This window comes from Leisingera sp. M527 (assembly GCF_025141525.1).
Lineage (GTDB): Bacteria > Pseudomonadota > Alphaproteobacteria > Rhodobacterales > Rhodobacteraceae > Leisingera.
On sequence record NZ_CP081037.1, the window covers coordinates 2508905 to 2535694 of the forward strand.

26 protein-coding genes are annotated in these 26790 nt (G+C 62.0%); 22 read left to right on the forward strand and 4 right to left on the reverse strand.

All coding sequences use genetic code 11. The features are described from left to right. Positions 1-65 precede the first annotated feature (65 nt). The 4 genes from K3555_RS12550 to K3555_RS12565 form a co-directional block, all read right to left on the reverse strand. Entirely contained in the window at positions 66-656 is a 591-nt protein-coding gene (locus K3555_RS12550) for a YeeE/YedE family protein (protein WP_260005412.1), read from the reverse strand. Positions 657-659: 3 nt separating this feature from the next. Beyond that, positions 660-1211 (reverse strand): YeeE/YedE family protein, encoded by a 552-nt coding sequence (locus tag K3555_RS12555; protein ID WP_260005414.1) that lies wholly within the window; start codon positions 1209-1211, stop codon positions 660-662. A gap of 99 nt (positions 1212-1310) precedes the next feature. Further along, the gene (locus K3555_RS12560; protein WP_260005415.1) at positions 1311-2564 is read right to left on the reverse strand and encodes a VWA domain-containing protein; all 1254 of its coding nucleotides are present in this window, start codon (positions 2562-2564) and stop codon (positions 1311-1313) included. Positions 2565-2625: 61 nt separating this feature from the next. Next, complete coding sequence (locus K3555_RS12565) at positions 2626-3534, reverse strand: MoxR family ATPase (RefSeq protein WP_260005417.1); 909 nt, start codon at positions 3532-3534, stop codon at positions 2626-2628. Between the two features lie 256 nt (positions 3535-3790). On the opposite strand from K3555_RS12565, the gene K3555_RS12570 reads away from it, so the two are divergent. The 22 genes from K3555_RS12570 to K3555_RS12675 all read left to right on the forward strand — a co-directional run bounded on the left by K3555_RS12570 (position 3791) and on the right by K3555_RS12675 (position 26735). After that, positions 3791-4855, forward strand: coding sequence for a glycosyltransferase family 2 protein (locus K3555_RS12570; RefSeq protein ID WP_260005419.1), 1065 nt, complete (start codon positions 3791-3793; stop codon positions 4853-4855). A 151-nt stretch (positions 4856-5006) separates the two neighbouring features. After that, positions 5007-5963 carry a phosphoadenosine phosphosulfate reductase gene (locus K3555_RS12575; protein ID WP_259985409.1) on the forward strand — a complete coding sequence of 319 codons (957 nt, stop codon included), beginning with the start codon at positions 5007-5009 and terminating at the stop codon, positions 5961-5963. Between the two features lie 65 nt (positions 5964-6028). Continuing rightward, positions 6029-7072 carry a dihydroorotase gene (gene pyrC / locus K3555_RS12580; protein WP_260005420.1) on the forward strand — a complete coding sequence of 348 codons (1044 nt, stop codon included), beginning with the start codon at positions 6029-6031 and terminating at the stop codon, positions 7070-7072. A 208-nt stretch (positions 7073-7280) separates the two neighbouring features. Further along, complete coding sequence (locus K3555_RS12585) at positions 7281-8636, forward strand: calcium-binding protein (protein ID WP_260005421.1); 1356 nt, start codon at positions 7281-7283, stop codon at positions 8634-8636. Between the two features lie 178 nt (positions 8637-8814). Then, a complete protein-coding gene (locus K3555_RS12590) occupies positions 8815-10020 on the forward strand; it encodes a calcium-binding protein (protein ID WP_260005423.1) in 1206 nt (401 codons plus the stop codon). Between the two features lie 110 nt (positions 10021-10130). After that, positions 10131-10811 (forward strand): orotate phosphoribosyltransferase, encoded by a 681-nt coding sequence (locus K3555_RS12595; RefSeq protein ID WP_129371342.1) that lies wholly within the window; start codon positions 10131-10133, stop codon positions 10809-10811. A 254-nt stretch (positions 10812-11065) separates the two neighbouring features. Beyond that, positions 11066-12586, forward strand: coding sequence for a replicative DNA helicase (locus K3555_RS12600; protein WP_259985419.1), 1521 nt, complete (start codon positions 11066-11068; stop codon positions 12584-12586). A 191-nt stretch (positions 12587-12777) separates the two neighbouring features. Continuing rightward, the gene (gene alr, locus K3555_RS12605) at positions 12778-13815 is read left to right on the forward strand and encodes an alanine racemase (RefSeq protein WP_260005424.1); all 1038 of its coding nucleotides are present in this window, start codon (positions 12778-12780) and stop codon (positions 13813-13815) included. Continuing rightward, on the forward strand, positions 13812-14594 hold the full coding sequence (locus K3555_RS12610; RefSeq protein ID WP_260005425.1) for an ABC transporter permease: 783 nt from the start codon (positions 13812-13814) through the stop codon (positions 14592-14594). The genes alr and K3555_RS12610 overlap by 4 nt, the downstream gene beginning before the upstream one ends. After that, a complete protein-coding gene (locus K3555_RS12615) occupies positions 14591-15337 on the forward strand; it encodes an ABC transporter ATP-binding protein (protein WP_260005431.1) in 747 nt (248 codons plus the stop codon). Before K3555_RS12610 ends, K3555_RS12615 begins: the two co-directional genes overlap by 4 nt. Further along, positions 15334-15750, forward strand: a complete 417-nt coding sequence (locus K3555_RS12620; protein ID WP_260005433.1) for a hypothetical protein — start codon at positions 15334-15336, stop codon at positions 15748-15750. The genes K3555_RS12615 and K3555_RS12620 overlap by 4 nt, the downstream gene beginning before the upstream one ends. Positions 15751-15983: 233 nt before the next feature. Then, entirely contained in the window at positions 15984-16436 is a 453-nt protein-coding gene (locus K3555_RS12625) for a paraquat-inducible protein A (protein WP_260005435.1), read from the forward strand. A 144-nt stretch (positions 16437-16580) separates the two neighbouring features. Beyond that, complete coding sequence (locus tag K3555_RS12630) at positions 16581-17363, forward strand: DNA repair protein (protein WP_260005437.1); 783 nt, start codon at positions 16581-16583, stop codon at positions 17361-17363. A 225-nt stretch (positions 17364-17588) separates the two neighbouring features. After that, positions 17589-18950: a DNA repair protein RadA gene (gene radA / locus K3555_RS12635; protein WP_129371349.1), complete on the forward strand. Its 1362-nt coding sequence runs from the start codon at positions 17589-17591 to the stop codon at positions 18948-18950. A gap of 39 nt (positions 18951-18989) precedes the next feature. Beyond that, entirely contained in the window at positions 18990-19544 is a 555-nt protein-coding gene (locus tag K3555_RS12640; protein WP_259985456.1) for a CvpA family protein, read from the forward strand. 386 nt (positions 19545-19930) lie between these two features. Beyond that, positions 19931-20617, forward strand: a complete 687-nt coding sequence (locus K3555_RS12645) for a Hint domain-containing protein (protein ID WP_260005439.1) — start codon at positions 19931-19933, stop codon at positions 20615-20617. Between the two features lie 285 nt (positions 20618-20902). Beyond that, on the forward strand, positions 20903-22303 hold the full coding sequence (locus K3555_RS12650) for a selenium-binding family protein (protein ID WP_260005441.1): 1401 nt from the start codon (positions 20903-20905) through the stop codon (positions 22301-22303). A gap of 81 nt (positions 22304-22384) precedes the next feature. Then, complete coding sequence (locus K3555_RS12655) at positions 22385-22963, forward strand: hypothetical protein (RefSeq protein ID WP_409201658.1); 579 nt, start codon at positions 22385-22387, stop codon at positions 22961-22963. Between the two features lie 369 nt (positions 22964-23332). Then, a complete protein-coding gene (purF, locus tag K3555_RS12660) occupies positions 23333-24853 on the forward strand; it encodes an amidophosphoribosyltransferase (protein ID WP_260005444.1) in 1521 nt (506 codons plus the stop codon). Positions 24854-25010: 157 nt separating this feature from the next. Next, on the forward strand, positions 25011-25553 hold the full coding sequence (locus K3555_RS12665; protein ID WP_129372927.1) for a DUF2199 domain-containing protein: 543 nt from the start codon (positions 25011-25013) through the stop codon (positions 25551-25553). Between the two features lie 143 nt (positions 25554-25696). Further along, complete coding sequence (locus K3555_RS12670) at positions 25697-25969, forward strand: hypothetical protein (RefSeq protein WP_260005446.1); 273 nt, start codon at positions 25697-25699, stop codon at positions 25967-25969. Positions 25970-26087: 118 nt separating this feature from the next. Beyond that, entirely contained in the window at positions 26088-26735 is a 648-nt protein-coding gene (locus K3555_RS12675; protein ID WP_260005447.1) for an SDR family oxidoreductase, read from the forward strand. Positions 26736-26790: the final 55 nt, after the last annotated feature.

The window sequence follows — 26790 nt, forward strand, 5'->3', positions numbered from 1 at the left end:
CGGCGTCCAAACAGAAAACGCCCGCCGGAACGGGCGGGCGCTTGGGGCTTGCTTGGGTGCGGTGGTTATTCCGCCGGCTGCAGTTCAGCCTTTTGCGGCACCAGCCGCTGTGGCAGGGCAAAGGCCAGTGCGATGAAACCAAGGCCCAAAATGATGCCCAGCAGATCGCCGGGCAGCGCCATCAGCCCCTCGTATTTGGCGCCGGGAACTGCGCCCAATGTCACCTTGCCGCCCGCGAAATTGTCCAGCATGCCGCTGGCCTTCCACGACGGATAGGTCGCCATATAGGCCGCCGCGCCCAGCAGCCCCCCTGCGATAAAAAACAGCGCGTCCTTGCGGCCCGAAGCGGCGGCGACAACGCCGGTGCCGGGGCAATAGCCCGACAGCGCCCAGCCGGCACCCAGCATCAGCCCGCCGATGAAAACACCGGCATAGGCCGCCTTGACCGACATATGGCCGACATCGACCAGCCCCGCCATCTGGCCGCCGAACATCAGCACCGAGCCGGTGCCGATTGCCAGCAGGATGGATTTGGCCAGGTCCAGATTGGTGAGGTTCAGCATCTTGCCGATAAAGCCAGGGTTCGACGCTCCGATCCGGTCCAGCACCGCACCAAAGGCGGCACCGGTCACAATTGCCAATAAGATGATTGTCATGGCTCAGGCCTCCTTTTGGAACAGCAGCAGCGAGACGGGGATGGCAGCCGCAAAGGCTCCGGCCGCGAAGATATAGCCAGAGAGCGCGGTTTGCATCATGCCGGACATCATGTGCCCCGAGGTACAGCCGCCTGCGAGGCGCGCGCCGTACAGTACGATGAAGCCGCCCAGGAAAGCCGCGGCGTAGCGTTTCATCCGGCAGCCACCGAAGTTGGCGCGCCAGAGCGCGGGGATTGTCCGCTCAGCCTGCGGGATGCCGCCGCGCAGCTTGGCAGAGACCAGCCCGCCCAGCGCCATCGCCAGCACAAAGACAAAGCTGTAATTGAGCGGGCTGGCGACGGCCTTGGCGTATTTGCCGTCCGATTTTGCCAAATAGGCGTTGGTGGAGGTGGTGCCTTCGGCGGTTTCTGTCACCAGTCCTGGGAACACCGCATCTGCGATAATGCCGTCCAGGATCACAAATTGCGTTGAAACCCCGATGGGTTTGACCAGCAGCACCGCCAGAAAGAACACCAGCCCCAGCAAGAGGCCTCCGGCTTTCCAGTTGAGGGACATGTCAGCTCCTTTCGCACGTTACATTCAGATTTCAGAATGCAACATGGAAGCGGGGAGCGGATTGATCCAGATCAAGTGACATTCCATTTATGGAATTTGTTAACCGAGCATTGCCATCAGCCGCGCCTTTTCACCCGCATCAGAAGGGCTGGAGATCACCTGTGCCAGATCCTGCAGCGAGGCGATGGAGTGGCCGGCGCGGAAGCTGTCGGTATAGGGCAGCATGGCGCGGATGCCCTGCGCCTTTGGGGCAAAACCGTCCCAGCGCAACAAGGGGTTCAGCCAGATCAGGCGGCGCGATGACAGCTGCAGCCGCTGCATCTCGCGGGCCAAAGCCTCCGGGTCGCCGCGGTCCAGCCCGTCGGTGATCAAAAGCACCACCGCCCCCTGCCCCATGACACGCCGCGACCAGTCGCGGTTGAAGGCGTGCAGGCAGTCGCCGATCCGGGTGCCGCCCTCCCAGTCCTGCGCCTCGGCGCCCGCGGCGGCCAGGGCCGCGTCGACGTCGCGCTGATGCAGATGGCGGGTGATATTCGTCAGTCTGGTGCCGAAAGTGAAGCCATGCACCCGCGCCCAGCCTTGCCCATTTGCATTGGCGGCGGCGTGCAGGAAATGCAGGATGATGCGGCTGTACTGGCTCATCGAGCCGGAGATATCGCAGAGCACCACCAGATTGGGCCAGCGGATGCGGCGACTGACGCGGGCGATCTGCTGCAATTCGCCGCCCTGGCGGGCTGCATTGCGCAACGTGCGGCGCCAGTCCGGACGTGTCCCTTGCGGCGATGCCATCAGCCGCCGCGACTGGATCGGTGTCACCGGCAGGGTGAGCTGTGCAAGGATGCGTTTGGCGGCGGCGATCTCCGACGTGCTCATCTGTTCGAAATCGAGGGTTCTGAGGCGTTCTTCGGCTGACATGGTGAGGGTGGTGTCCACCTCAACCTCGGTGCCGTCCTCATCATTGTCCGGTGTCTCCGGCTGGTCCCGCATACCGTCCAGCAGCGCCTCTGCCGCCCGCTTTTCCGCCGGTTTTGCGGCGCGGTCCTCCTGCACGCCGCGGATCGCAGGCAGCATGGCGGCCATCATGTGTTCCAGATAGCGCGGGTCGCGCCAGAACAGGCGGAAGACCTGGGCGAAGGCCGCCCGTTGCTCGGGCTTGGTCACGAAACAGGCGTGCAAGGCCCAGTAGAAATCCGTGCGGCTGGTGAAGCCCGCGGCGGCCACCGCCCGCACCGCACCCAGCACACGGCCCGGACCGATCGGCAGGCCGGCCTTGCGCAGGGCGCGGGCGAAATGAGTGATGTTGCGGACCAGCTTGGGGTGGTCCGGCAGGGGGAGCGGCGGAGTGTCAGGCACTAGGGCAGCTCATGGGGGCTCTGCCCCCAAACCCCCGGAGTATTTCTGGAAAGATGAACCATCAGGCCGCATCCAGGCTTGCCCGGGCCTGATCCAGGATGCGTTTGGCCTCGGAGCCGTGCAGGCGGGCGATATCATCCTGGTATTTGAGGATTGCGCCGAGGGTGTCGGCGATCACCTCGGGGCTGAGAGTGATGACGTCGAGCGCTAGAAGACAATTGGCCCAGTCGAGTGTTTCCGCAACACCCGGTTTCTTGAACAGGTCTTCGGTGCGCAAAGATTGCACGAAGGCGACGATCTCGCGGCTGAGCTGCTGGCTGGCCCCGGGCGCGCGGGCGTTGAGGATTTCAATCTCGCGGGGGAAATCCGGGTAGTCGACCCAATGATAAAGACAGCGGCGTTTCAACGCGTCATGCACTTCCCGTGTGCGGTTGGAGGTGAGGATGACAATCGGCGGTTCCGGCGCCTGGATGGTGCCAAGCTCGGGGATGGTGACCTGGAAATCGCTGAGCGCCTCCAAGAGGAAAGCCTCAAACGGTTCATCGGTGCGGTCCAGCTCGTCGATCAGCAAAACCGGGGCGCCGTGTTCGTCCGGGCGCATCGCCTGCAGCAGCGGGCGTTCAATCAGGTAATCGGCGGAGAACAATTCGTTCTGCAGCGCCGCGCGGTCTGCGCTGCCAGCGGCCTCGGCGGTGCGGATGGCGACCATCTGGGCGGCGAAGTTCCATTCATAGACGGCGCTGGCGGCGTCCAGCCCCTCGTAGCATTGCAGCCGGATCAGGCGGCGGCCCAGTGCGGCGGCAATGGCCTTGGCGATCTCGGTTTTGCCGGTGCCGGCCTCGCCCTCCAGAAACAGCGGGCGGCCCAGTTTCAGCGACAGGAACACCACGGTGGCCAGAGACCTGCCGCAGATATAGCCCTGCTCCGAGAGCATCTGCTGGACTTGACCGATGGATTGCGCCTGCTGCATGTTGTGCCTCCCCTTGCCCGGCCAACAGGCCATGCGGGGCGGCATCGGTCAAGCCGCGTGGTGCGGCGACGCTGCGGCGGCGCTTTGGCGGCGGGGCTGACGGCGGCGGTTGAATAACCGGGCCTGCCGGGTAAAACTGCCGCGGGAAGACCCTGCAGACGGCCAGGGCAAGAGGACAGAGACAGGAACGCCAGCCATGCACCGCGTTTTTCGCAAACACGCCGGCCCGAGCGGCCAGGATCAAAGGCGCTAGGGGATGCGGGTTCTGGCCGTCCTTTGCGTGCGCAATGAGGGCGCGTTTCTGCTGGAGTGGCTGGCCCATCACCGGGCTGCGGGCTTTACTGATTTCCTGGTGTTTTCAAACGATTGCCAGGACGGCACCGATCACATGCTGGGCCGGTTGCAGGACATGGGGCAGCTGGTCCATGTCCGCAATGAAGGCCCGTATGACAAGGGCGGCATTCAGTTCACCGCATTGAAGCAGGCCGACCGGCATCCGCTGATGAAGCAGGCCGATTGGGTGCTGGTGCTGGATATTGACGAGTTTGTCTGCATCAAGACCGGCGATGGAACCGTGGCGGAACTGCTGGCAGCGCTGCCTGAGGCCGATGCGGTGACGCTGACCTGGCGGCTGTTCGGCAACGCAGGCGCCGTGCGGTATAAGGATGCGCCGGTGACCGCGCAATTCACCCGTTGCGCGCCGGAGGTCATTCACTGGCCCTGGCGGGCGGTGATGTTCAAGACGCTGTATCGCAATGACGGCACCTACCGGAAATGCGGGGTTCACCGGCCCCGCGATATCCGCAGCGCAGCACTGCTGGACAGCTTCCGCTGGTATGATTGTGAAGGCCGCGAACTGGGCAAGGCGTTCAAGACCAAACGGCTGTTTTCCAACTACGGCCAGCCCAACGGACGGCTGGCGCAGCTGAATCACTACCCGCTGGGGGCGATGGAGAGCTATGTGCTGAAGGCCGACCGCGGAAGGGTCAACCGGCAGGCGGAGCTGGGCATGGATTACTGGGTTGAGCGCAATTATTGCAGCGCCGAGGATACCTCCATCGCCCGTTACGGCACAGACTGCGCAGGTCTTCAGGCCGGGCTGATGGAGGATCCGGAACTGGCCCGGCTGCACCGCGGGGCTGTAGCCTGGCGCCATGCCCGGTTTGCCGGGCTGATGACACAGGAACCCTATCGGGCGCTGTTTGCGCGGCTGCTGATGACGCCCCCTGCCCGCCCGATAAGCCCGGCAGCCGCTGATCTGCTGCGCAGCTTTGCCATTCCGGACCAAGCCGCTCCGCAGCCCCCGGAGGACAGCAGCTGAGGCACAGCTGCCGACCCAGGCAAAAGGCCGCCGAAAGAACCGCGCGCCGCCTCATTCAGGCATGGGTTTTTCCAATTTTGGCCTTAATTGTCACCTAAATGTAAATCCAAACAGCAGGCAGGACCCCTTTGGGGCAAAGAGGACAGCAGGCATGCAGGACGGACTTGAAAATCTGGATGAAGACCTTTCCGGGCTGAAGCCGGCCCAGTGGAAAGCCCGGATGGCGGCTTTGGCCGAAGAGCATGGCATGTTCCAGCCGCTTGGCGACAAGCATTTCGCCACATTCATCGACCAGGGCAACACGCTCTTGGTGACGTTTGAAACCATGCAGGGCATTCACAACCTGTCGGATCAGGCGCAGCCGCTGGGGTTTGACCTGGTGAAGAACCTGGGCTGGTCGCATATGTGCGTGGTGTCGGACGGTGACACCTGGTTCCGCGAAGGCCGTATCTATGGCTTTTTCGATCAGCTGATCGACGACGGTTTTTTCGACGAGTTCGACAAAGTGATCTTTTATGGCGCGGGCCCCTGCGGTTATGCAGCGGCGGCCTATTCGGTGGCCTCGCCGGGTGCGGTGGTGGTCGCGGTGCAGCCGCAGGCGACGCTGGACCCGCGGATGACCGAATGGGATGACCGGTTTGCCGATATGCGGCGCCTGTCCTTCACCGACCGCTATGGCTATGCGCCTGACATGCTGGACGCCGCTGATCAGGCCTATGTGATCTATGACCCGCGGGAACAGCTGGACGCCATGCATGCCGCGCTGTTTGCGCGCAAGAACGTGACCCGGCTCAGGGCTGCGCATCTGGGCGATGCGGTGCAGACCCGGCTGATCGAGATGGAGATGCTGTACCACATCCTGTCGCTGGCAGGCAGCCGCAAGCTGACCGGCGGCGCCTTTCACAAGCTGCTGCGCAGCCGCCGCAACAATTCTTTCTTCCTGCGCAATCTGCTGAAAAACCTGGAACGGCAGGACCGCCCGTTCCTGATGGCGCTATTGTGCCGCAATGTGACCGAGCGGATGCGGGCCCCGAGGTTCCGCCGCCGCCTGCAGGAATTGCAAACCCGCGCCGAAGAAGGCGAGTTCATCTTTCCTGCCAAACCCTGAGCAGCGCCTGCCCCGGGCGCATTCAGCCGCTTCTTTTCTGCCCGCCTCTGTGCTAGGCGGACGGCATGACCCAGACGCTGACCATCCCCCGCCCCGACGACTGGCACCTGCATCTGCGCGATGGCGCGATGCTGGAGGCCGTGCTGCCCGAAACCGCCCGCCATTTCGGCCGCGCAATCATCATGCCGAACCTGGTGCCGCCGGTGGTAACCGCTGGTCAGGCCGCCGCTTATCGCGACCGCATTCTGGCCGCGCTGCCCAATGGCATGGCGTTTGAGCCCTTGATGACGCTGTACCTGACCGAGGACACCGACCCCGCGGATGTTGCCGCGGCGCACGCCAGCGGGCTGGTCAAGGCGGTAAAGCTGTACCCGGCCGGCGCCACCACCAATTCGGCCTCGGGCGTCAGCGACTTCGACAAGGTGCGCGGCGTGCTGGAAAAGATGGCCGGGATCGGCCTGCCGCTGTGTGTGCACGGCGAAGTCACAGATGCGGACATCGACATTTTCGACCGCGAGGCCGTATTCATCGACCGGGTGCTGGACCCGATCCGCAAATCCACCCCCGGACTGCGCGTGGTGATGGAGCATATCACCACCAAGAACGGTGTGGACTATGTGAAATCCAACGCCGCAGATCTAGGGGCGACGATCACCACGCACCATCTGATCATCAATCGCAACCACATCCTGGTGGGCGGCATCAAGCCGCATTACTATTGCCTGCCGGTCGCCAAGCGCGAAGAGCACCGTCTGGCGTTGCGCGCTGCCGCCACTTCGGGCGATGCGCGGTTCTTTCTGGGCACCGATTCCGCGCCGCATACCGATCCAAACAAGGAAAGCGGCTGCGGCTGCGCCGGCTGTTTCACTGCCACCAACACCATGTCCCTTCTGGCGCATGTGTTTGAAGAGAAAGGCGCGCTGGACAAGCTGGCGGGCTTTGCCTCGAAAAACGGTCCGGAGTTCTACGGCCTGCCAGTGAGCGGCGAGATGCTGAGCTTAAGCAAATCGGACGCGGCTGTGGAATTTCCCGAAAAGATCGAAACCCGTGAGGGACCGGTGACGGTGTTTCAGCCGGGGTTTGATGTTTACTGGAAAGTCGCAAAATGACAGACCCGGCCCGCAAAGCAGGCTGCTGCGCGGGCCGGACCGGGCCATTTGCCAAAAACTGCGACTATAGCGCCATTACAACACCTGTTAACGAAACATGAACAATCTCCAGTCCGCCGCTTGCATTGCGACCGCAATCTAAAGACGCTCTCAGCCGATTTCAAAAGTTTGCCGCACAGGCAGACAGTTCAATGTAATGAGGCTGATAATGACGACATTTTCACTCCGCGGTATCCGGGTCGACTATTCTGGTGACGACATTGCAGCCGCAAGCGCCATTCAGGCCGAAGTGGTAGTGCCATCTGCATCAACCACATTCAGCTATACGATAACCGGCCACCAGGAAGACAATGTCGCTGAAATCAGCCTGACTGGCGGCATCCGGCAGCTGAGAATTGAAGGCAGGATTTACGACCATTCAACGGACGCGCCCGGGTATGAAACACTGATTACCAGCGTCACATGGTCCGGCGGCACCAGCATTGTACTGATTGTCGCTGAAGAGACCGGACCCAACTCGGACACCGATTACATCTTCCATTTGGACGGCCCTGCTTTCCCTGCAATCGGAACTTTGCAAGAGTGGATCAGTGTAAATGACTCTATCACCAGCCTTATGGATCCGACAGGCAGTTTTGCACCGGGCGCGGATATACCATGGTCCACATTCACCCATTCTACTGTCAGTGAAGAAGACACTTATGTCGGCACCTCCGGCAACGACACTTTGACCGGCACCGGAGCTGATGACTATTTCATCAGCTCCGAAGGCAATGACCGTTATAATGGTTCTGGAAGCAAATATGACCAGGTCACCTTCAATAATGACCCCGGCGGTGTCACCGCCAACCTGAAAACCGGTAAGGCAACAGACGGCTGGGGCGACACTGACACTTTGCGCAGCATAGAAATGCTGCGCGGCTCCGCCTTTGATGACGATCTGTCGGGAAATGGCAAACGTAACTTCTTTCGCGGACTGGCAGGCGATGACACGATCAACGGCCGCGGAGGCCGGGACGAGGTCCGTTACGACCGCGACGAACGCTATGGCGGCGAGGACGGCGCAACTGTCAACCTGTCCAAAGGCTTTGCCATTGACGGCTTTGGCGACCGCGACACGCTGAAAAGCATCGAAAACGCGCGCGGCACTGACAGCGGCGACAAGATTACCGGCAGCAGCACCGGCAACCGCATTATGGGACTGGGCGGCAATGACACCCTGTCCGGCAAGGGCGGCAACGACACGGTTTTTGGCGGCAGCGGCAAGGACAGGATCAATGGTGACGGCGGCAACGATCTGCTGTCCGGCGAAGGCGGTGCTGACCGGTTCATTTTCAAAGGCACTTTTGGTGACGACACGGTATCTGACTTCTCGACGGCCGGGCGCAAGGAAAAGATCGACCTGTCTGATGTCACAACCATCAAGCATTTCCGCGATCTAAAGAACAACCATCTGTCCGAAAACGATGACGGCGATGCGGTGATCAGCGACAACCGCGGCAATACAATCACCCTGGAAGACATCGCGGTGGCAGACCTGTCCGGCAACGACTTTCTGTTCTGACCCCGAACCGCAGGTGCCGGCCTGAAAAGTCAGCGGCGAAAAACAGAAAAAAGGCCTGTGCTCCGGCACGGGCCTTTTGTTCACTATTCCAATCAGCCGGCGCTTTACACCTGAAAGACGAGCTGGCAAGTGTAGTTTCAACTTTGATTAAAATAAGTTCTTTTTGAGGTGAACACGTATGACGACCTATACGCTTTCAGGCTTCGGCGTCGGCAAATTTTCTTTGTTCGATCCTGCCGGGGGGGGATGGGTGCAGACCGGCCTGAAACTCAGACTGACGGTTCCGGATGGCGAAGGGTTTACGTTTTCGCCAACCCGGGTTCACGAAGACAAGGTTGATATCGAACCCGGTGATCACGTTTCCGGCCTGACGCGGACCCAAGGCGAGGCCGCTGACGGAACCCACTATGACACGCTGGACACAGGATATTCGCTGTCAGAAATTTCGTGGGACGGCGGCAAGACCGTGGTTCTGACAATACACAGTATGAGTGTTCACCAGGCTGTTTATGCGCTGAGCGGCGATCCGCTGCCGGAGATCGGCAGTTACAGCGACTACGCGGCCTTTGAAGGCTCGATCACGCAGCGGTCCCCTGTCACCACCTCCCTGCAGCCCGGTCAAGTCCTGGAGTGGGCCCTTGGCACCGTGGACGTTTCGCAACACGACAGGCTCATCGGAACCGGCCGGGATGATACGCTGAAGGGCGGTGCCGGGGCTGACACCATCAAAGGCGGCGCGGGCGACGACGTTGTGAAAGGCGGGTCCGGCAGCGACAAGCTGGCCGGAAATTCAGGCGATGACACGTTGTCCGGCCAAAGGGGCGAAGACAGGCTGAACGGCGGCAGAGGCAGGGACAGCCTGGATGGCGGAAGGGGGGACGACGCGCTGAAAGGCGGCAAAGGCCGGGATACGCTGGATGGCGGTGCAGGGTACGATACCCTGCATGGCGGCTCCGGGCGGGACAAGCTGGACGGCGGCTATGGCGATGATCTTTTGACCGGCGGATCAGGCGACGACACTTTTGTGTTTTTTGACGTGTTTGGCGACGACATCATTACCGACTTTGATGCCTCCAGCAGCGGTGAAAAGATTGACCTGAGCACGGTGTCCAGCATCACGGATTTGACCGATCTGCTGGACAACCACATTCGCGAGGACGGCGAAAACGTCGTGATCGAGGACGCACACGGCAACACCATCACGCTGAAAGATGTGCAGCTGGCGGATCTGGACGAAACGGATTTCAATTTTGAATTGCTCGAATGGGAGCCTGTGCTCGTTTCAGGCAAGCAGCCCGCCGGCATCGACACCCCTACCCCCATTGTTGAAAAACTCTGGGGCTGCGAAGACTACCCAGCCCCGCTGGAATGGAACTTGGTCTGATCTGAACAACAGAGGGCAGCGTTGGCCTGCTGCCTTTCACCGGGGGTTCAAACCGGCGGCGTTCCGGTTTAAGGACAGCAAAACCGCTGCCGCAAAGGATGCCTGCCGCCATGATCCCCTCGTCCTATCCGTCTCAAGAAGAAATCGCCCGCCTTTCGGCCCGGATGCTGCTGGAAATCGGCGCAGTGAACTTTAATACCGAAACGCCCTACACGCTGGCGTCCGGCCTGCCCTCGCCCAGCTATATCGACTGCCGCAAGCTGATCTCCTTTCCGCGCATCCGCTCGACGCTGATGGATTTCATGACCGTGACCGTGATGCGCAATGCCGGGTTTGAGGCGTTTGACAATATCGCCGGCGGTGAGACTGCGGGCATTCCCTTTGCTGCCCTGGTCGCCGAACGCATGGCGCTGCCGATGACCTATGTGCGCAAGAAGCCCAAGGGCTATGGCAAGAACGCCCGCATCGAGGGCGCGATGAGCGAAGGCGAACGGGTGCTGCTGGTCGAGGACCTGACCACCGATGGCGGATCGAAACTGTCGTTTGTCGATGCGATCCGCGAGACCGGAGCCAGCTGCGGCCACACCGCAGTGATTTTCTATTACGACATCTTCCCGGAAACCACCAAGACGCTGGGCGATCACGGGGTGGAACTGCACTATCTGTGCACCTGGTGGGATGTGCTGGCCGAAGCCCGCGCGCAAGGCGCCTTCAGTACCGAGACGCTGGATGAGGTGGAAACCTTCCTGAAGGATCCGCGCGCCTGGCAGGACGCGCATAAATCCGCTTAACGCCAGGGAAAGCGTTACGGGGCGGCCTGTGGACAAAGCCGCCTCGAATCATATTCTGCGCCAATTGAAATGCAGATATAGAATTCTTCCCAGATCGCGCCACATCATATAGTCTGCATAGGGCAGGCATGCTGGCCATTCCGGTAAACAGCCCACAGGCCCCGTGCGGATATCCACAAGGGATCCACAGAGATTCCCAGATAGGAGAAACGCCCTTGGCGCCCTATAAGGCGGGCTTAGTGACGAGAGCAGTGATGAACGAAATTACCCCTTTCGACGGCGATATGCCGCCTCCGGCCCCGATGCCGGAGCCTGCCGCACCGCAATCTGCGATGCCGGACAATGAACTGCCGCATTCGGTGGAGGCGGAACAGCAGCTCTTGGGTGCGATCCTGACCAACAACGAGGTCTATGACAAGATCGCGCTGATCATCGACTCGTCGCATTTCTATGATCCGGTGCATGCCCGGATCTATGAAGTGGCCGCGGCGCGGATCTCCAAGAACGCGCTGGCCTCGCCCGTCACGCTGAAGGCGTTTCTGGAAGACCACGAGGGGCTGAAGGAGCTGGGCGGCCCGGCCTATCTGGCCAAGCTTGCCGGCGCGTCGATCTCGGCCTTCGCGGTGCGGGATTACGCACAGATGATCTACGACCTGGCGATCCGGCGCGAGCTGATCGCCCTGGGCCACAGCATTGCAGAAAAGGCGCGCCGCGTTGACGTGGCATCAGAACCTAAAGAGCAGATCGTTGAAGCAGAACAATCGCTGTATCAGCTGGCCGAACAGGGCCAGACCGAAAGCGGTTTCAAGTCGTTCCTGAAAGCCGTCACAGAAGCGGTTAATGTGACCAACGAGGCGTATCAGCGGGGTGGCGGCATGGCCGGCATCTCGACGGGCCTGACGGACCTCGACAAACAACTTGGCGGCCTGCATCCCTCGGACCTTCTGATCCTCGCGGGCCGCCCCTCTATGGGGAAGACGTCGCTGGCGACCAACATCGCCTTTAACGTCGCCAAGGCCTATAAACGCGGGATAAAACCCGACGGTTCGGAGGGCGCGCTGGACGGCGGCGTGGTCGGCTTCTTCAGCCTTGAGATGAGCGCCGAGCAGCTGGCCGGGCGTATTCTGGCGGAAGCGTCTGAGATTTCCTCGCATAAGATCCGCCAGGGTGACATGACCGAAGGCGAATTCCGCCGCTTTGTGCAGGCGGCCAAGGATCTGGAAAGCTGCCCGCTGTTTATTGACGACACACCGGCGATCCCGATTTCGCAGCTTGCCGCACGGGCGCGGCGCCTGAAGCGGACGCATGGGCTGGACCTTCTGGTGATCGACTATCTGCAGCTGTGCCGCGGCATGGCCGAAAACCGGGTGAACGAGATTGCCGAAATCTCGATGGGGATGAAGGCGATTGCCAAGGAATTGAACATCCCCGTGATCGCGCTGTCGCAGCTGTCGCGTCAGGTGGAAAACCGCGAAGACAAACGGCCGCAGCTGTCGGACCTGCGGGAATCCGGCTCAATCGAACAGGACGCCGACGTGGTGATGTTTGTGTTCCGCGAGGAATACTACAAAGAACGGGAAAAGCCCGGCGATCACGAGCTGGACAGGATGGAAGAGTGGAAGCAGGCGATGGAGAGCCTGCACGGCAAGGCGGATGTCATTGTCGGCAAACAGCGCCACGGTCCCATCGGCACCGTGACCCTGACATTTGAGGCGCAATTCACCCGCTTTGGCAACCTGGCCAAAGCCTGGCAGCAGGGGCAGGAAGACTACTGATCCAGGCCGGTTTGGGCCGGAGTCCGGTTTGCCTATGCCAAGGACACGCCGATCACTTGACCGTCACCACCTTGGCACCGGCCCGGTCCTGCCCCCCAGGACCGGGCTTATTTGTTTGATGGCGGCGGAGCTCTGCCGCCATTCCGGTTTTTCCCACTTGACCTGCGGTCTCCCCATGTCATGAACACCGCATGAGCACGGCAAGATTGACAATCAACCTGGATGCGCTGGTCACCAACTGGCGGAATCTGGATGCGCTGACCACCTGCGAAACCGCAGCCGTGGTCAAGGCGAACGGCTATGGCCTGGATGCGGGCCGCGTCGGCAAGGCACTGGCCAAGGCGGGCGCGCGCAATTTCTTTGTGGCGGCAGCGGAAGAAGGCGGCGCGCTGCGGCGCGCACTTGGCCCCGGCCCCGGCATTTCGGTGTTTTCCGGCCATATGGCGGGCGACACCAAGCTGCTGAAGGATTTTCAGCTGACGCCGATGCTGAACTCGCTGGACCAGATGCTGCGCCATTTCGAGGCGCTGCCGGGGCATCCGTTCGGGGTGCAGCTGGACAGCGGCATGAACCGGCTGGGAATGGAGCACAGCGAATGGGCCGCAGTGGCCGAGATCGCCCTGGGCCAGAATCCGGTGCTGCTGATGTCGCATCTGGCCTGCGCCGATGAGCCCGGCCACGCGATGAACGCGCAGCAGCTGCAGACCTTCCGCGATATGACCGACGGGCTGGAAATCCCCCGCTCGCTGGCCGCGACCGGCGGCATGCTGCTGGGGCCGGAATACCATTTCGACCTTTGCCGCCCCGGTATCGGGCTTTATGGCGGGCTGCCGTTCACGGACGCACTGCCGGTGGTGCAGCTGGACCTGCCGGTCATTCAGCTGCGCGATCTGGAACCGGGTGAGACTGCCGGTTACGGCAACAGCTGGACCGCCAAGCGCCCCAGCCGCATCGCCACCGTCGCCGCGGGCTATGCCGACGGTTTGCACCGGGCGATGGGCAATGGCGGTATCCAGGTGTTTGCGGGCCGCGCCCCCTGCCCCGTGGTGGGCCGGGTCTCGATGGATCTGATCACTGTGGATGTGACCGACCTGGCTGAGGTACCTGAGGCGCTGTCGATCCTCAATGAGCAGCAGACCGTGGATCGGCTGGCCGATGCGGCCGGCACCATCGGCTATGAGATTCTGACCTCTACCGGTCACCGCTATGCACGGACGTATCAGGGATGAACCCGATTGCCTTTCTGGCCCGGCTGGGCCGCGCAGCACTGGCCGGGCTGGCCGCTGTTGGCCGCGCAGCACTGTTTGCGCTGCGGGCGTTCAGCCATATGGCCCGCCCGCCCTATTACCCGCGCGAGCTGCTGAATGCGCTGTTGAACATCGGCTGGCTGTCGCTGCCGGTTGTGGGCCTGACCGCGGTCTTCACCGGCGGCGCGCTGGCGCTGCAAATCTATGCCGGCGGCGCGCGCTTTAACGCCGAGGCGGTGGTGCCGCAGATCGTCGCCATCGGCATGGTGCGCGAGCTGGGCCCGGTACTGGTCGGGCTGATGATCGCGGCGCGGGTGACCTCGTCGATTGCGGCGGAGATCGCCACCATGAAGGTGACCGAGCAGATCGACGCGCTGGTGACGCTGTCGACCCACCCGATGAAATACCTGGTCGCCCCCCGCGTGCTGGCGGCGCTGATCACCGTGCCGGTGCTGGTCGGCGTCGGCGACATCATCGGGATCATGGGCGGCTATGCTGTTGCGGTGCAGAACCTCGGCTTCAATTCCGCGGCCTACCTGAAGAACACCGTTGATTTCCTGGAGCCGCTGGACATTATCTCGTCACTGGTCAAAGGCGCCGCCTTTGGCACCATCGCGGCGATGATGGGCTGCTATTACGGCATGCAATCGGGCCGCGGCGCACAGGGCGTGGGCCGCGCCACCAAAGGGTCCGTTGAATCCGCTGCAGTGCTGATCCTGGCCGCCAACTTTGTCCTGACAGGGGTGTTCTTCTCGCTATGATCCGCATGGAAAACGTCCGCAAATCCTTTGGCGACAATGCTGTGCTCAACGGCATGAACCTGGAAATCGCCAAGGGCAGCTCGATGGTGATCATCGGCGGTTCCGGCACCGGGAAATCCGTGGCGCTGAAAAGCGTGCTGGGGCTGATCACCCCGGACAGCGGTGAAATCTATGTCGATGGCAGGCCTGCAGGCCAGGGCGACCGCGACAAGTTCCTGGCGCGGTTCGGGATGCTGTTTCAGGGCGGTGCGCTGTTTGACTCGCTGCCGGTCTGGCAGAATGTGGCCTTTCGCCTGCTGCGCGGCGCGCTGAAGCGCCCGGCGGATGAGGCCCGCGAGATCGCCATTGAGAAACTGCGCCGGGTGGGTTTGAAATCAGACGTCGCCGACCGTCTGCCTGCTGAACTGTCAGGCGGCATGCAGAAACGTGTAGGCCTCGCCCGCGCTATTGCGGCGGAGCCGGAGATCATCTTCTTTGACGAGCCGACCACCGGTCTCGACCCGATCATGTCGGGCGTGATCAATGACCTGATCCGCGAGATTGTGGTGGAGATGGGTGCCACGGCGATGACCATCACCCACGACATGACCTCGGTGCGCGCCATTGCCGACAATGTGGCGATGCTGCACGGCGGGGTGATCCAATGGACAGGCCCGGTGGCTGAAATGGACCAGTCAGGCGACCCCTATATGGAGCAGTTCATCCACGGCCGCGCAGAGGGGCCGATTGAGGCAGTGCGGTGACTTTGGTGCTTTTTGATGAGGTCCTGACCTACTCCGGCCAAATCTACGCCTTTGGATGCGCCTATGCTGTCAGTGCCATGTTCCTGTTTTCGGGTGTGCCGCCGATCTATGCACTTCCAAAACAAAAGGACCATCGTTTCGCTGCAGCTGAAGAAAGACACCAGCCCAAAGCTTTCGGCTGGCTCGGAAAGGACTTGGCTTCTCCACCAAGCTTTCCCGCCTTTCTACTGATTGTTTTTTTTGTTGCGCTTGCGGCCTATTTCGGTTGGCCGGTATTGAAACTACTCTCCGGCATCACGGCAATCGGCGCAGGGATTGGCCTCCGCTACTATCTCAAGAAGATGCAGCAGAGTAGCATGATAGAATTTGACATCGGAAGCATCGGCATAGGTGTCATGGCCGCCTTCTTCTAGTTCGTGGCGAGTACTGCTTTTGATTTCATCTTTCCCCAAGTACTCCCACCGGAGGCTTTCCACCAAAGGCCATCGCTTGTCCGTAGGTGGAAGCGAAGCGCCCGCCCATGGGGGCGGACGGGCGCTGGCCGAGCCGCAAGCAGCCCAGCTGGGGCTAACCGCCGCCGTTTTCCCCCTTCCATAACCGGCCCCAAACACACAAGTCTTGGCGGACCCGCAAGAAACGAGCCGCCATGACCCTCCGCCTCCTCACCCTCTCGCTGCTGATCCTTTACCCCGTCGCCTGGTTTGCACCATTGATGCGGGCTGGGCTGCTGCCGATCTTCGGGCTCAGCGAAATCTCGGTGCTTACGGGGCTGCAGTCCTTATGGGGCAGTGATGCGGTGCTGGCGCTGATCGTGACATTTTTTGCGATCTTTGCCCCCTACCTCAAAACCATCGGCCTGGCGCTGGTGCAGTGGGACCTGCTGGATACGCGGGTGCAGCCGGTCCTGCATGTGCTGGGCAAACTGGCAATGGCTGATGTTTTCCTCATCGCGCTTTACATCACGCTGGCCAAGGGGATCGGCCTAGCGACCATTGAGACCGCCTGGGGGTTGTACCTGTTCACGGTATGCATCCTGGCCTCGCTGGGGCTGGGGATGCTGACTGAACGCACTGCAAAGATTGGCAAAACACCGGACTGAAAGCTTGATCCGGCGCTGAATCGCTCCATTTCGTAGGGCCGAACACCTGTATCGCAGGGGTCCGGCACGCTGCGCCCGGTTGACGGGCGTCCCCCGCAGCCCCGCCGGCCCCGCATCTATTGCATTGCTGCTGGAGGGGGACCTATGTCCGGCGTTCAATCGATCCTGTTCACTGCCCAGACCGCATTCATGCGGCTGACGTTCCTGCTGATCTGCTTTGGCGCGCTGGCGGCGCTGGCGGCCACCGGGCTGTCGGCCTCGGGCGTCTGGCCCTGGCTCAGCCTGCAGGCCGGGGTTGGCGCTGATATCTACCCGCAGGCCGGAATGGCGGCGCAGATCACCCTGACGGCGCTGGCGGTGATGCTCGCGTTTTTCCTGCCTGCCAACGGGCGTATCCTGGCGCTGGAAACCTCGCACCGGCGGTTTTCGCTGCAAATGGAGGACGTGCTGCAGGCCTATCAACTGGCCCATGCCGCCGACCGTGCCGGGATCTTTACCCTGGCATCAGAATTCGACGCGGTGAAGGAGCGGCTTGCCTTTCTGCGGTCGCACCCCGATCTGGCCGGGCTGGAACCGCAGGTGCTGGAGGTGGCGTCGCAGATGAGCCAGGTCAGCCACGAGCTGGCAGAGACCTATTCCGACGCCAAAATATCCCGGGCCCGGCTGTTTCTGCAGCAGCGCCAGGAGGAGCTGGAGACCTTCAAGGCGCGGCTGGAGGATGCCCAGATCGTCATGCATGAGCTGCGCCAGTGGTCCCGCGATGTGGAGATCGAGGAAAGCATCGCCAAATCGCATCTGGGGCGGCTGCGCGGCGAGCTGTTCGAATTGCTGCCGGAACTGTCGGCGCAACTGCAAAGCCCGCCGGACGGGTCTGATCCGCATCCCGGCAGCGTCGTGCCGATCCAGCCGCCCCGCCGCGCGGACTGACCCGCTGCGCTCCCTCCTTGCGGAAGACGCGTCAAAGGGGCGCTGCCCCCGGCCCTTAAGGGCCTCCCCCGGGGTATTTTCAACCAGAAAGAAGCCCGCTTCTTCTGGCCCCAAATATCCCGGAGCGCGAGGCAGAGCCTCGCTTTTGCCGTGACAACCCGCAGGAACCGCGCGTCAAGGTTCGCGGCTCTTGAACAAAACAGAAACATCTGCCACTGATCCGGCATGGCAAAAACATCTTTCTCCTGCTCGGCCTGCGGCGCGAGCTTCTCCAAATGGTCGGGCCGCTGCGAAGGCTGCGGCGAATGGAACACGATTTCCGAGGACAAGGGGCTGAGTTCCGGCCCCTCGAAAAAGTCACTGGGCGTCAAACGCGGGCGCACCATCCCGCTGAGTGATCTGGCCACACGCGAAACCCCGCCGCCGCGCGCCTGCTGCGGCGTGGGGGAACTGGACCGGGTGCTGGGCGGCGGCCTGGTGGCGGCCTCGGCCATTCTGGTGGGGGGGGATCCGGGGATCGGCAAATCCACCCTTTTGCTGCAAGCGGCGGCGCGGTTTGCCAAGGCCGGTGTCAAGACCATCTATGTCAGCGGCGAGGAAGCCAGCGCGCAGGTGCGGATGCGGGCGCAGCGGCTGGGGCTGACGGATGCGCCGGTGCAGCTGGCTGCCGAGACCAACCTGCGTGATATTCTGACGACGCTGGAAGCGGAGAAGCCGCAACTGGCTATCATTGATTCCATCCAGACCATGTGGTCCGACCATGTGGACAGTGCGCCGGGGTCGGTCAGCCAGGTGCGGGCTGCTGCGCACGAGCTGACCACCTTTGCTAAACGCAACGGGGTGTCGATCATCATGGTCGGCCATGTCACCAAGGACGGCCAGATCGCCGGCCCCCGCGTGGTTGAGCATATGGTCGACACGGTGCTGTATTTCGAGGGGGAGCGCGGCCATCAGTTCCGCATCCTGCGGGCGGTCAAGAACCGCTTTGGCCCGGCGGATGAGATCGGCGTGTTTGAGATGACCGGCGGCGGGCTGGCTGAGGTCATCAACCCCTCGGCCCTGTTTCTGTCCGAACGCGGCGAGCCGTCGCCCGGCTCAGTTGTGTTTGCCGGCATTGAGGGCACCCGGCCCGTTCTGGTCGAAATGCAGGCACTGATTGCGCCCTCGCCCCATTCGCAGCCGCGCCGCGCTGTTGTCGGTTGGGATTCATCGCGGCTGGCGATGATACTGGCCGTCCTCGAAGCGCGCTGCGGCATCCCGTTTGCAGGATTGGATGTCTATCTGAACGTGGCGGGCGGCATGAAGATCTCGGAACCTGCGGCGGACCTTGCGGTGGCCGCAGCGCTGCTGAGCGCGCGGGAAGACGTGGCTTTGCCCGCCGATACCGTGGTTTTCGGAGAAATTTCGCTATCCGGAGCCCTGCGTCCGGCTCCGCAGACCGAAAACCGGTTGAAAGAGGCGCAAAAACTTGGTTTCACGGCGGCGATTGCCCCTGGCGGCAGTAAAACTGTGTCCGTGAACGGTCTGAACTTGCGAAAGTCCAGCGATCTGGCCGGTTTTGTTGGCGAATTCTTCGGGGCCGGCTAAGGTCGCAAAAAATTTATCGCAGGCAAACGGGCGAGGGACATGGAAGGTTTCACAATCATCGACGGGGTCGTGGCCCTGGTCATCGTCGTATCGGCGCTGCTGGCCTATTCACGTGGCTTCGTGCGCGAAGCGATGGCCATCGCAGGCTGGATCGCCGCAGGCGTGCTCGCCTTTATCTTTGCGCCGCAGGTGGAACCGCTGATGGCGGAAATTCCGGTGATCGGCGAATTCATTGCCGACAGCTGCGAATTGTCGATCATCGCGGCCTTTGCCGCGGTGTTTGCATTGGCGCTGATCGTTGTCTCCTTCTTTACGCCGCTGTTTTCCACCCTGGTGCAGCGCTCGGCGCTTGGCGGGCTGGACCAGGGCGCGGGTTTCTTCTTTGGGGTGTTGCGCGGCATTCTTTTGGTGGCGATTGCCTTCTTCCTCTACAATGTTGTGATGACCGGGCAGAGCTTCACAATTGTTGACGAAAGCCGCTCGGCCGACGTGTTTGAGCGTTTGATCGGCAAGATTGAGGACCGCAACCCGGAGCAGGCATTGGGCTGGGTCACCGAGCAGTATGAAGCGCTGATCGGGTCCTGCGGTCAGTAATACCTAAGGATTACCACCTTAAGACAGACACGCGGGCGCCCCTTGGGCGCCCGTTTTGCTTTGATTTCAAAGCGTTCACACAGTTATCCACAAGCATCCGGGCTGGACGGTTAACGAGATAAATGGTGGTTAACGTCCTGTTAACCAAAAGGAATCACGTGCAGAGCGAGCAAAACCCGGGTCATCAAACTTGCGGTAAATCTTAACAAATCCTCAGCCTGCCCCGTCAAACAGTTAACAATCCCCCTGAAAAGGCGGCTTTTGTCCCGGAAAAATCGCGCCATCCCGAAATGGGACGCACGCCCGCCCCAATTTGGTCCCAATTCCGGGGCCTGATGGCTTCAACGGCAAAACGCCGGGCTAAGACGCTCAGAAGGGACGACACAATGCAGCTGGACCACACCACAGATTTTGCCGACTATCAGCCGGTTGATGTTCTGCTGCTGACCAATCCCCTGCCGCACACGCTGTCTGCGGCCCCTGCCAAGAGGCGCAACCGTATCCGCAGCGGCGGCTTTCTGCCCGCAACGCTGGTGGAGACCGAAGAAGGCTTTAAGCAGGCCCGCGACGTGAAGCCCGGCGACATGGTGTTCACCTTTGACGGCGGTGCTCAGGAAGTGAAAGCGGTCCGCCACGCAGTGCCGCGTCTGACCACATGCATGCATGTCCCGGCCGGCGCCCTGGGCAATGACACCGACCTTATGCTGCCCTCGGACCAGCAAGTGGCGCTGGAAATGGACACTGCCGCGCGCCTGTTCGGCCTGCCGGTGGTGGTCACCAAGCTGATTGCGCTGACCGGCTACAAAGGTATCACCGCAGTTGCGCCCGAGCGTCTGGGCCGCATCCATTTCGAGTTTGCAGAAGAAGAGCTGGTCTGGGCCGAAAGCGGCATGCTGCTGCCCGCAGGCGATGTTGCCGAAGAGTCCGCCTTTCACCAGCTATCGCTTTCCGAGACCCGCCAGGTGCTGGCCAGCGACGACGGCCGCGCTCTTGCCGAGACCGGCATGGGCAGCGAGGACGCCCGCCTGCCGTCGCCGCTGGACAACCTGCTGGACCGTATTCTGGCAGCCTGATCACCGGGGCCAAGCCCCCCAAGACATTCCCTCCCCCCTCGGGCCCGCCTTTGTGCGGGCCTTTTCTTTGCAGGATGCGGCCACCGGGCTGGAAGAACAGCATCCTGACCGCATCCCGCAATCAGCCGGCCATCGGCCGCATACCGCACAAAACCGGGAAAATATTTCGCGCAGCAGCGTCATTTCGAAAAAAATTGCCCGGAATTTGGATGTGTGCCAGCATCAGCGCAGGCGCCGAGACGCATGACAGAACAAATGGCGCCCGTTTTCAGGGAGGATTTGACGATGAATTTGCGGCCTGACCCCACATTCCATGCCACCCCAAGGCTAGCCATGGAAGCCCCGGCCGAGACGCTGGCTTTTACCCTTATGCTCAGCCCCGATGGTTCGCAGCCTGACGGGCTGGCGGTTGTCGATGTGGATCCCAAGTCGGACAGCTACGGTGACATCGTGCATCAGCTGATCATGCCCAACAAGGGCGACGAATTTCATCATTTCGGCTGGAACGCCTGTTCTTCTGCGCTGTCGCCGCTGACCGGGCACGCGTTTCTGGAGCGGCGCTATCTGATCATTCCCGGCATCCGCTCCAGCCGTATCTATGTGATCGACGTGAAGGAGCCGCGAGAGGCGAAGATCCACAAGATCATCGAACCCGAAGAGCTGTTTGCCAAAACCGGCTATTCCCGCCCGCACACCATTCATTGCGGGCCTGAAGGCATCTATGTCTCGACCCTGGGCGGCGGCGGCAAAGACGGCACCGACGGGCCGCCGGGCATTTTCATCATGGATTGCGAGACTTTCGACATTCTGGGCCGTTATGAAATGGACCGCGGCGCGCAGGACAAGCATTATGATTTCTGGTGGAACCTGCCGCGCGACTACATGGTGAGTTCCGAATGGGGCCTGCCGCCGCAGTTTGAAAACGGTATCGTGGCCGAGGATCTGCTGAGCAACAAATACGGCCATTCGATCCATTTCTGGAACCTGCGCGAGCGCAAGAACGTGCAGACCATTGATCTGGGTGAAAATCACCAGATGGCGCTGGAAATCCGGCCTGCGCATGACCCGTCAAAGGATTACGGGTTCTGCGGTGTGGTGGTGGATACCACTAACCTGCAAGGCGCGATTTTCACCTGGTGGCAGAAGGATGACGGCACGTTTGAGGCCAAGAAGACCATCACCATCGACCCGCGTCCCGAAAAGCCCGAAAACCTGCCACCGCTGCTGCAGGGGTTTGAAGCAGTGCCGCCGCTGGTCACCGATATCGACCTGAGCCTGGACGACAAATACCTGTATGTGGCCTGCTGGGGGTTGGGGGAAATGCATCAGTATGATGTATCTGACCCGATGAACCCCAAGCTGGCCGGCAAGGTTGAACTGGGCGGTATTGCCCGCGGCGCCAAGCATCCGAACGGCAAGGGCTTTGCCTATGGCCCGCAGATGGTGGAGATCAGCCGCGACGGCAAGCGGGTCTATTGGACCAACTCGCTCTATTCCACTTGGGACGACCAGTTCTATCCCGATGACGAAGGTGGCCAGATGGTGATGGCCAACGTGGGCGACGGCGGCGGGCTGGAGCTGGACAAGGATTTCTATATCGACTTCCCCAAAGGCTACCGCAGTCATCAGATCCGGCTGGAGGGGGGCGACTGCTCTACCGACAGTTTCTGCTATCCTTCCGTCTGACGGGTGGCGGAAATTTCAACGGCGGCGGCCCTGTGGTGGGCCGTCGTTGCCTCGGGGCTTTATCACGGGGTGAACCCTGGGATGGGATGGCCGCTGGCGGTCTCCTCGGCGCTGATGGAGCGCCGCAAAACCAGTCTGTTCAAAGCCCTGCTGGCCCTGGCCTTTGGCCATTTGCTGGCGATGACTGCGATCCTGCTGCCGTTTTCGGCGCTGCTGTGGCTGACGGAATGGCATGTGGAAATCCGCATCGGTGCGGCCTGTCTGGTGATTGCGCTGGGGGGGTATCTGCTGATCAACCGCCGCCACCCCCGCTTTTTGGCGCGGGTGCCGCCGTCGCGGCTGGCGCTGTGGTCGTTTCTGGCAGCGATGGCGCATGGTGCGGGGCTAATGCTGGTACCGGTCTATCTGGGCCTTTGCGGCCCGGATGAGGGCGCAGGCCACGCCGCCGCTTATACGCTGATGGGACGCAATGCCGGTATCGCCATCACCGTGGCCCTGGCCCATACCCTTGCCATGACCGCAGCCGGCGGCGCGCTGGCGCTTGGCGTTTATCACTGGCTGGGGCTTAAATTCCTGTCCAAGGGCTGGTTTAACCTGGATCTGGTCTGGGCGCTGAGCCTTGTGCTGGTCGGGGCTGTTTCATTGCTGACGCTTCATTGATGCGTCCGCCGGGACCATCCTGCCCCGCCCCGTTGCCGCGGTGCGGCATCGGATTTGTGATCCTTTGATGACAGCCGCGGCGAAAGGCACTATGTGAGGGCCGGAACAGGAAACGGATTCGGAGCCACACCGCCTTGCCGCTGCTGCAGACGCTGCCCGCCTGCCCTTGTGGATCTGACCTGACGCGCATGGCGCCGGGCTTTGGAAACGCATTCGGCGCCTTGGCTCCGGCCGGTTTGCCGGTATGGCCGCTTGGCGCGGCTTGGTCAGCCGGATTGGCGCAAGCGACGCAAAATGCGCTAGACTGCCATCCGAGCCGCTTCCTTCAGCAACCGAACAGCAAAGCCTAAGTGGGATTGGAGCCAGCCAATGTGCGGGATTTTGGGGATCGCAAGCCGGGACACGGATGTCTTTGCGGAGATATATGACGGGCTGCTGATGCTGCAGCACCGCGGCCAGGACGCCTCGGGGATTGTGACCTACACCGGCGAGTTCTTTCGCGAGCGCAAGGAAAACGGCCTGGTCAAGGATGTGTTCGGCCCGCAGGATGCCGACACCCTGACCGGCAAGACCGGCATCGGCCATGTCCGCTATCCCACCGCGGGCTCGCTGAGTGCGGCCGAAGCGCAGCCGTTCTTTGTGAACGCGCCTTATGGTATCTATCTGGTTCACAACGGCAATATCACCAATACTGCCGAGCAGCGCGAGAAGGTGACCGGCAAATACAGCCGCCATCTGCGCACCACCTCAGATTCCGAAATCATGCTGAACGTGCTGGCCGACAAGGTGGCTGACGCGATCAAGGTCAACGGCAATGCCGAGCCGGTCCGCAACATCTTTGCCGGTGTGAAGATGACCATGGAGCGGATCCAGGGCGCCTATTCGGTGCTGTGCATGATCGCCGGTGTCGGCATGCTGGCGTTCCGCGACCCCAATGGCATTCGCCCGCTGTCCGTCGGCAGACGCCCGGCACAAAGCGGCGGCGAGGATTTCTGCTTTGCCTCTGAAGACGTGGCGTTCGGCATCAACGGCTTTGAAAAGATCCGCGACGTAAAGCCGGGCGAGGCCATTCTTGTTGATCTCGACGGCAACATGCACAGCTTCCAGGCGGTCGAGGGCAAGCTGACCCCCTGCATCTTTGAGTATGTCTACCTGGCGCGGCCCGATTCGATGATGGACGGCGTGTCGGTCTACAAGACCCAGCTGCGCATGGGCCAGGCGCTGGCCAAGCAGATCCAGAACGCGGGACTGGAAATCGACAGCATCATCCCGGTACCTGATTCGGCACGCCCCGTGGCGCTGGAAGTCGCCAACTCCACCGGCATCCGCTACCGCGAAGGGCTGGTGAAGAACCGTTATGTGGGCCGGACCTTCATCATGCCGGGCCAAGCGGAACGCCAGAAATCGGTGCGCCGCAAGCTGAATGCCATCCCGCTGGAGTTCAAGGGCCGCAACGTGCTGCTGATCGACGATTCCATTGTGCGCGGCAACACGATTAAAAAGATCGTGCAAATGTGCCGCGATGCGGGCGCCAAGAAGGTCTATATCGCCTCTGCCTCACCGCCGGTAAAATACCCGAACGTCTATGGCATCGACATGCCGACCAAGCATGAGCTGATTGCAAACGGCCTCAGCATCGACGAAATCCGTGAAGAGCTGGGCGCCGATGCGCTGTTTTATCAGAGGCTCGAAGACCTGATCTGGGCGGCGCAGGAAGGCAACCCGGACATCCAGGGCTTTGACTGCTCCTGCTTTGACGGCAATTATGTCACCGGGGTAACGGCTGAATACCTGGATGCACTGGAAGGCAGCAGCCGGGTCAGCGCCAAGATCCAGGACATGCCGGCCCCCGGCGCCTCCTGGAATGCCTCGAAACTAGCCTCCGGCTGAGGCTGGCGTCCCCGCGGCCCATGGGGGTTTGAACTTCCGGCCGCATCCGCGTATGAGGGCCGCCAACAGTGCATGGGGAGGCGCTGGCCGTGACGGCCCGCGCCTTTTCCTATGCTTCCAGATGAAAGGCCGCCTTTTGGACGCGCATCTTGCCCGCATGCTGACCTCTCCGCGCCAGTGCCGCTGCTGCGGCGCTACCTTTGCGCAATTGCTGAGCCTCAGCTGCGACCGGCCCGACATCTGTTCCGAGGACATGGAGGTGGAGGACAACTCTGCTGTGCTGGCCACCCGCGGCGACATCCTGACGGATGATTTCTGCCGCCTCGGCGAATTGCGTTTTATTCGCGCGGTGCTGGCAGTGCCATTGGCAAACAGCCGCGGCGAGGAGTTCATCCTGGGCACCTGGGCCAGTCTCAGCCGCGATGATTTCGACGCCTATCTCGACCTGTTTGAGATGCGCGAGACGGAAAAGCTGGGCGACCGCCCGGCCTGGCTGGCCAATGCAATCCCGCCCGACATGCCGGTGCCTGCGGGCTGCATGCTGGAGATGCGCCCCGGCGGTGAGTATCCTGAGCTGAGGGTCACCGAGCAGAACCATCCGCTCTATCCGCTGCAAAAGGACGGTGCCGACCTGGAGGAGCTGCTGGAGCTGCTCTATGCCTATGGGCACGACCTGCCGTCGCTGGTGTATGACGCCTGAGCGGGCACTGCGGCACCGGGTCTCGCGGTCCCGTTGCAGCCGTCCGCGGCTTCCCGCCGATGCGGATGCCGCCGCGCCGGATGCGGCTTGATACGCAGCCTGCCGCAGCCCAGATACGTCCGGATTAATGAGGAACGGACGGTATGTCGAACACAGAGACTGAGGCCGGCACCTCTGCCAAAGTGGCAGGGCTTGCGACTCAGACCAATGCAATGAACCGCGGCAACCTGAGCCTGCTGGGGCTGTTCGGTCCAGAGGACAGTATGACTGCACTGATCCGGCTGCCGTCGGGCCGCACCCGCAAGGTGTCGCGCGGCAGCCGCCTGTCATCGGGCCAGGTGGTAGCAATAGACGCCAAGGGGCTGATCCTGAATTCCAAGGGCGAAAGCAAGCGACTTGCCATGCCTGGCGGCTGAAGCACCCCGGTTCCGCAGCACAAATTTCTTCGAAGAAATTTGCCAAGAATTTTCCAAAATTCTTGGCCCGGGCCGCCGCCCCTTGACCTGCCCGTGCGCGCGGCCCACAAGACGTGCCATGACAGATAAAATCGCTCTCATCACCGGCGCGTCGCGCGGCCTTGGCAACGCCCTGGCCGAAGCGCTTGCGCCCACCCATCACATTGTTGCCGTGGCCCGCACCACCGGCGCGCTGGAAGAGCTGGATGACCGCATCAAGGCCGCAGGCGGCTCTGCCACCCTGGCGCCGATGGACATCACCGTGCCCGAGGCGATGGCAACGCTCTGCCGTGGCATCCACGATCGCTGGGGCAAGCTGGACTTGTGGCTGCACACCGCGATCCACGCAACCGCGCTTTGCCCCGCGCCTTCTGTGGCCGCCAAGGACTGGACCAAGGCCGTGGCCATCAACGCCACCGCGACCTCGGTGCTGATCCCCTATGTCGCGCCGCTCTTGGGCCAATCGGGCCGCGCCGTGTTCTTTGATGACGCACGCGCGGGCGAGAAGTTTTATGGCACCTACGGCGCCACCAAGGCGGCGCAGATGGCGCTGGCCCGCAGCTGGCAGGCGGAAACCGGCCGCACCGGCCCGCAGGTGCGGATCCTGGAGCCGCAGCCGATGGCCACTGCCCTGCGCGCCCGTTTCCACCCGGGCGAGAGCCGCAATGCACTGACCCCGATCCAGGATGAGGCCGCGCGCCTGCTGCCGCAGATCCTGGCAGACTGACGCTGACTGTCAGCCCGCGCCGCGCGCCAGCGCGGCGCCCGGCCCAACGCCCGGG

Excerpts from the sequence above, each read along its gene's own strand:
- K3555_RS12550 (WP_260005412.1), bottom strand. The coding sequence starts at position 656 with ATGACAATCATCTTATTGGCAATTGTGACCGGTGCCGCCTTTGGTGCG.
- K3555_RS12555 (WP_260005414.1), bottom strand. The coding sequence starts at position 1,211 with ATGTCCCTCAACTGGAAAGCCGGAGGCCTCTTGCTGGGGCTGGTGTTC.
- K3555_RS12565 (WP_260005417.1), bottom strand. The coding sequence starts at position 3,534 with ATGCAGCAGGCGCAATCCATCGGTCAAGTCCAGCAGATGCTCTCGGAG.
- K3555_RS12570 (WP_260005419.1), top strand. The coding sequence starts at position 3,791 with ATGCGGGTTCTGGCCGTCCTTTGCGTGCGCAATGAGGGCGCGTTTCTG.
- K3555_RS12575 (WP_259985409.1), top strand. The coding sequence starts at position 5,007 with ATGCAGGACGGACTTGAAAATCTGGATGAAGACCTTTCCGGGCTGAAG.
- pyrC (WP_260005420.1), top strand. The coding sequence starts at position 6,029 with ATGACCCAGACGCTGACCATCCCCCGCCCCGACGACTGGCACCTGCAT.
- K3555_RS12585 (WP_260005421.1), top strand. The coding sequence starts at position 7,281 with ATGACGACATTTTCACTCCGCGGTATCCGGGTCGACTATTCTGGTGAC.
- K3555_RS12590 (WP_260005423.1), top strand. The coding sequence starts at position 8,815 with ATGACGACCTATACGCTTTCAGGCTTCGGCGTCGGCAAATTTTCTTTG.
- K3555_RS12595 (WP_129371342.1), top strand. The coding sequence starts at position 10,131 with ATGATCCCCTCGTCCTATCCGTCTCAAGAAGAAATCGCCCGCCTTTCG.
- K3555_RS12600 (WP_259985419.1), top strand. The coding sequence starts at position 11,066 with ATGAACGAAATTACCCCTTTCGACGGCGATATGCCGCCTCCGGCCCCG.
- alr (WP_260005424.1), top strand. The coding sequence starts at position 12,778 with ATGAGCACGGCAAGATTGACAATCAACCTGGATGCGCTGGTCACCAAC.
- K3555_RS12610 (WP_260005425.1), top strand. The coding sequence starts at position 13,812 with ATGAACCCGATTGCCTTTCTGGCCCGGCTGGGCCGCGCAGCACTGGCC.
- K3555_RS12615 (WP_260005431.1), top strand. The coding sequence starts at position 14,591 with ATGATCCGCATGGAAAACGTCCGCAAATCCTTTGGCGACAATGCTGTG.
- K3555_RS12625 (WP_260005435.1), top strand. The coding sequence starts at position 15,984 with ATGACCCTCCGCCTCCTCACCCTCTCGCTGCTGATCCTTTACCCCGTC.
- K3555_RS12630 (WP_260005437.1), top strand. The coding sequence starts at position 16,581 with ATGTCCGGCGTTCAATCGATCCTGTTCACTGCCCAGACCGCATTCATG.
- radA (WP_129371349.1), top strand. The coding sequence starts at position 17,589 with ATGGCAAAAACATCTTTCTCCTGCTCGGCCTGCGGCGCGAGCTTCTCC.
- K3555_RS12640 (WP_259985456.1), top strand. The coding sequence starts at position 18,990 with ATGGAAGGTTTCACAATCATCGACGGGGTCGTGGCCCTGGTCATCGTC.
- K3555_RS12645 (WP_260005439.1), top strand. The coding sequence starts at position 19,931 with ATGCAGCTGGACCACACCACAGATTTTGCCGACTATCAGCCGGTTGAT.
- K3555_RS12650 (WP_260005441.1), top strand. The coding sequence starts at position 20,903 with ATGAATTTGCGGCCTGACCCCACATTCCATGCCACCCCAAGGCTAGCC.
- K3555_RS12655 (WP_409201658.1), top strand. The coding sequence starts at position 22,385 with ATGGGATGGCCGCTGGCGGTCTCCTCGGCGCTGATGGAGCGCCGCAAA.
- purF (WP_260005444.1), top strand. The coding sequence starts at position 23,333 with ATGTGCGGGATTTTGGGGATCGCAAGCCGGGACACGGATGTCTTTGCG.
- K3555_RS12665 (WP_129372927.1), top strand. The coding sequence starts at position 25,011 with ATGCTGACCTCTCCGCGCCAGTGCCGCTGCTGCGGCGCTACCTTTGCG.
- K3555_RS12670 (WP_260005446.1), top strand. The coding sequence starts at position 25,697 with ATGTCGAACACAGAGACTGAGGCCGGCACCTCTGCCAAAGTGGCAGGG.
- K3555_RS12675 (WP_260005447.1), top strand. The coding sequence starts at position 26,088 with ATGACAGATAAAATCGCTCTCATCACCGGCGCGTCGCGCGGCCTTGGC.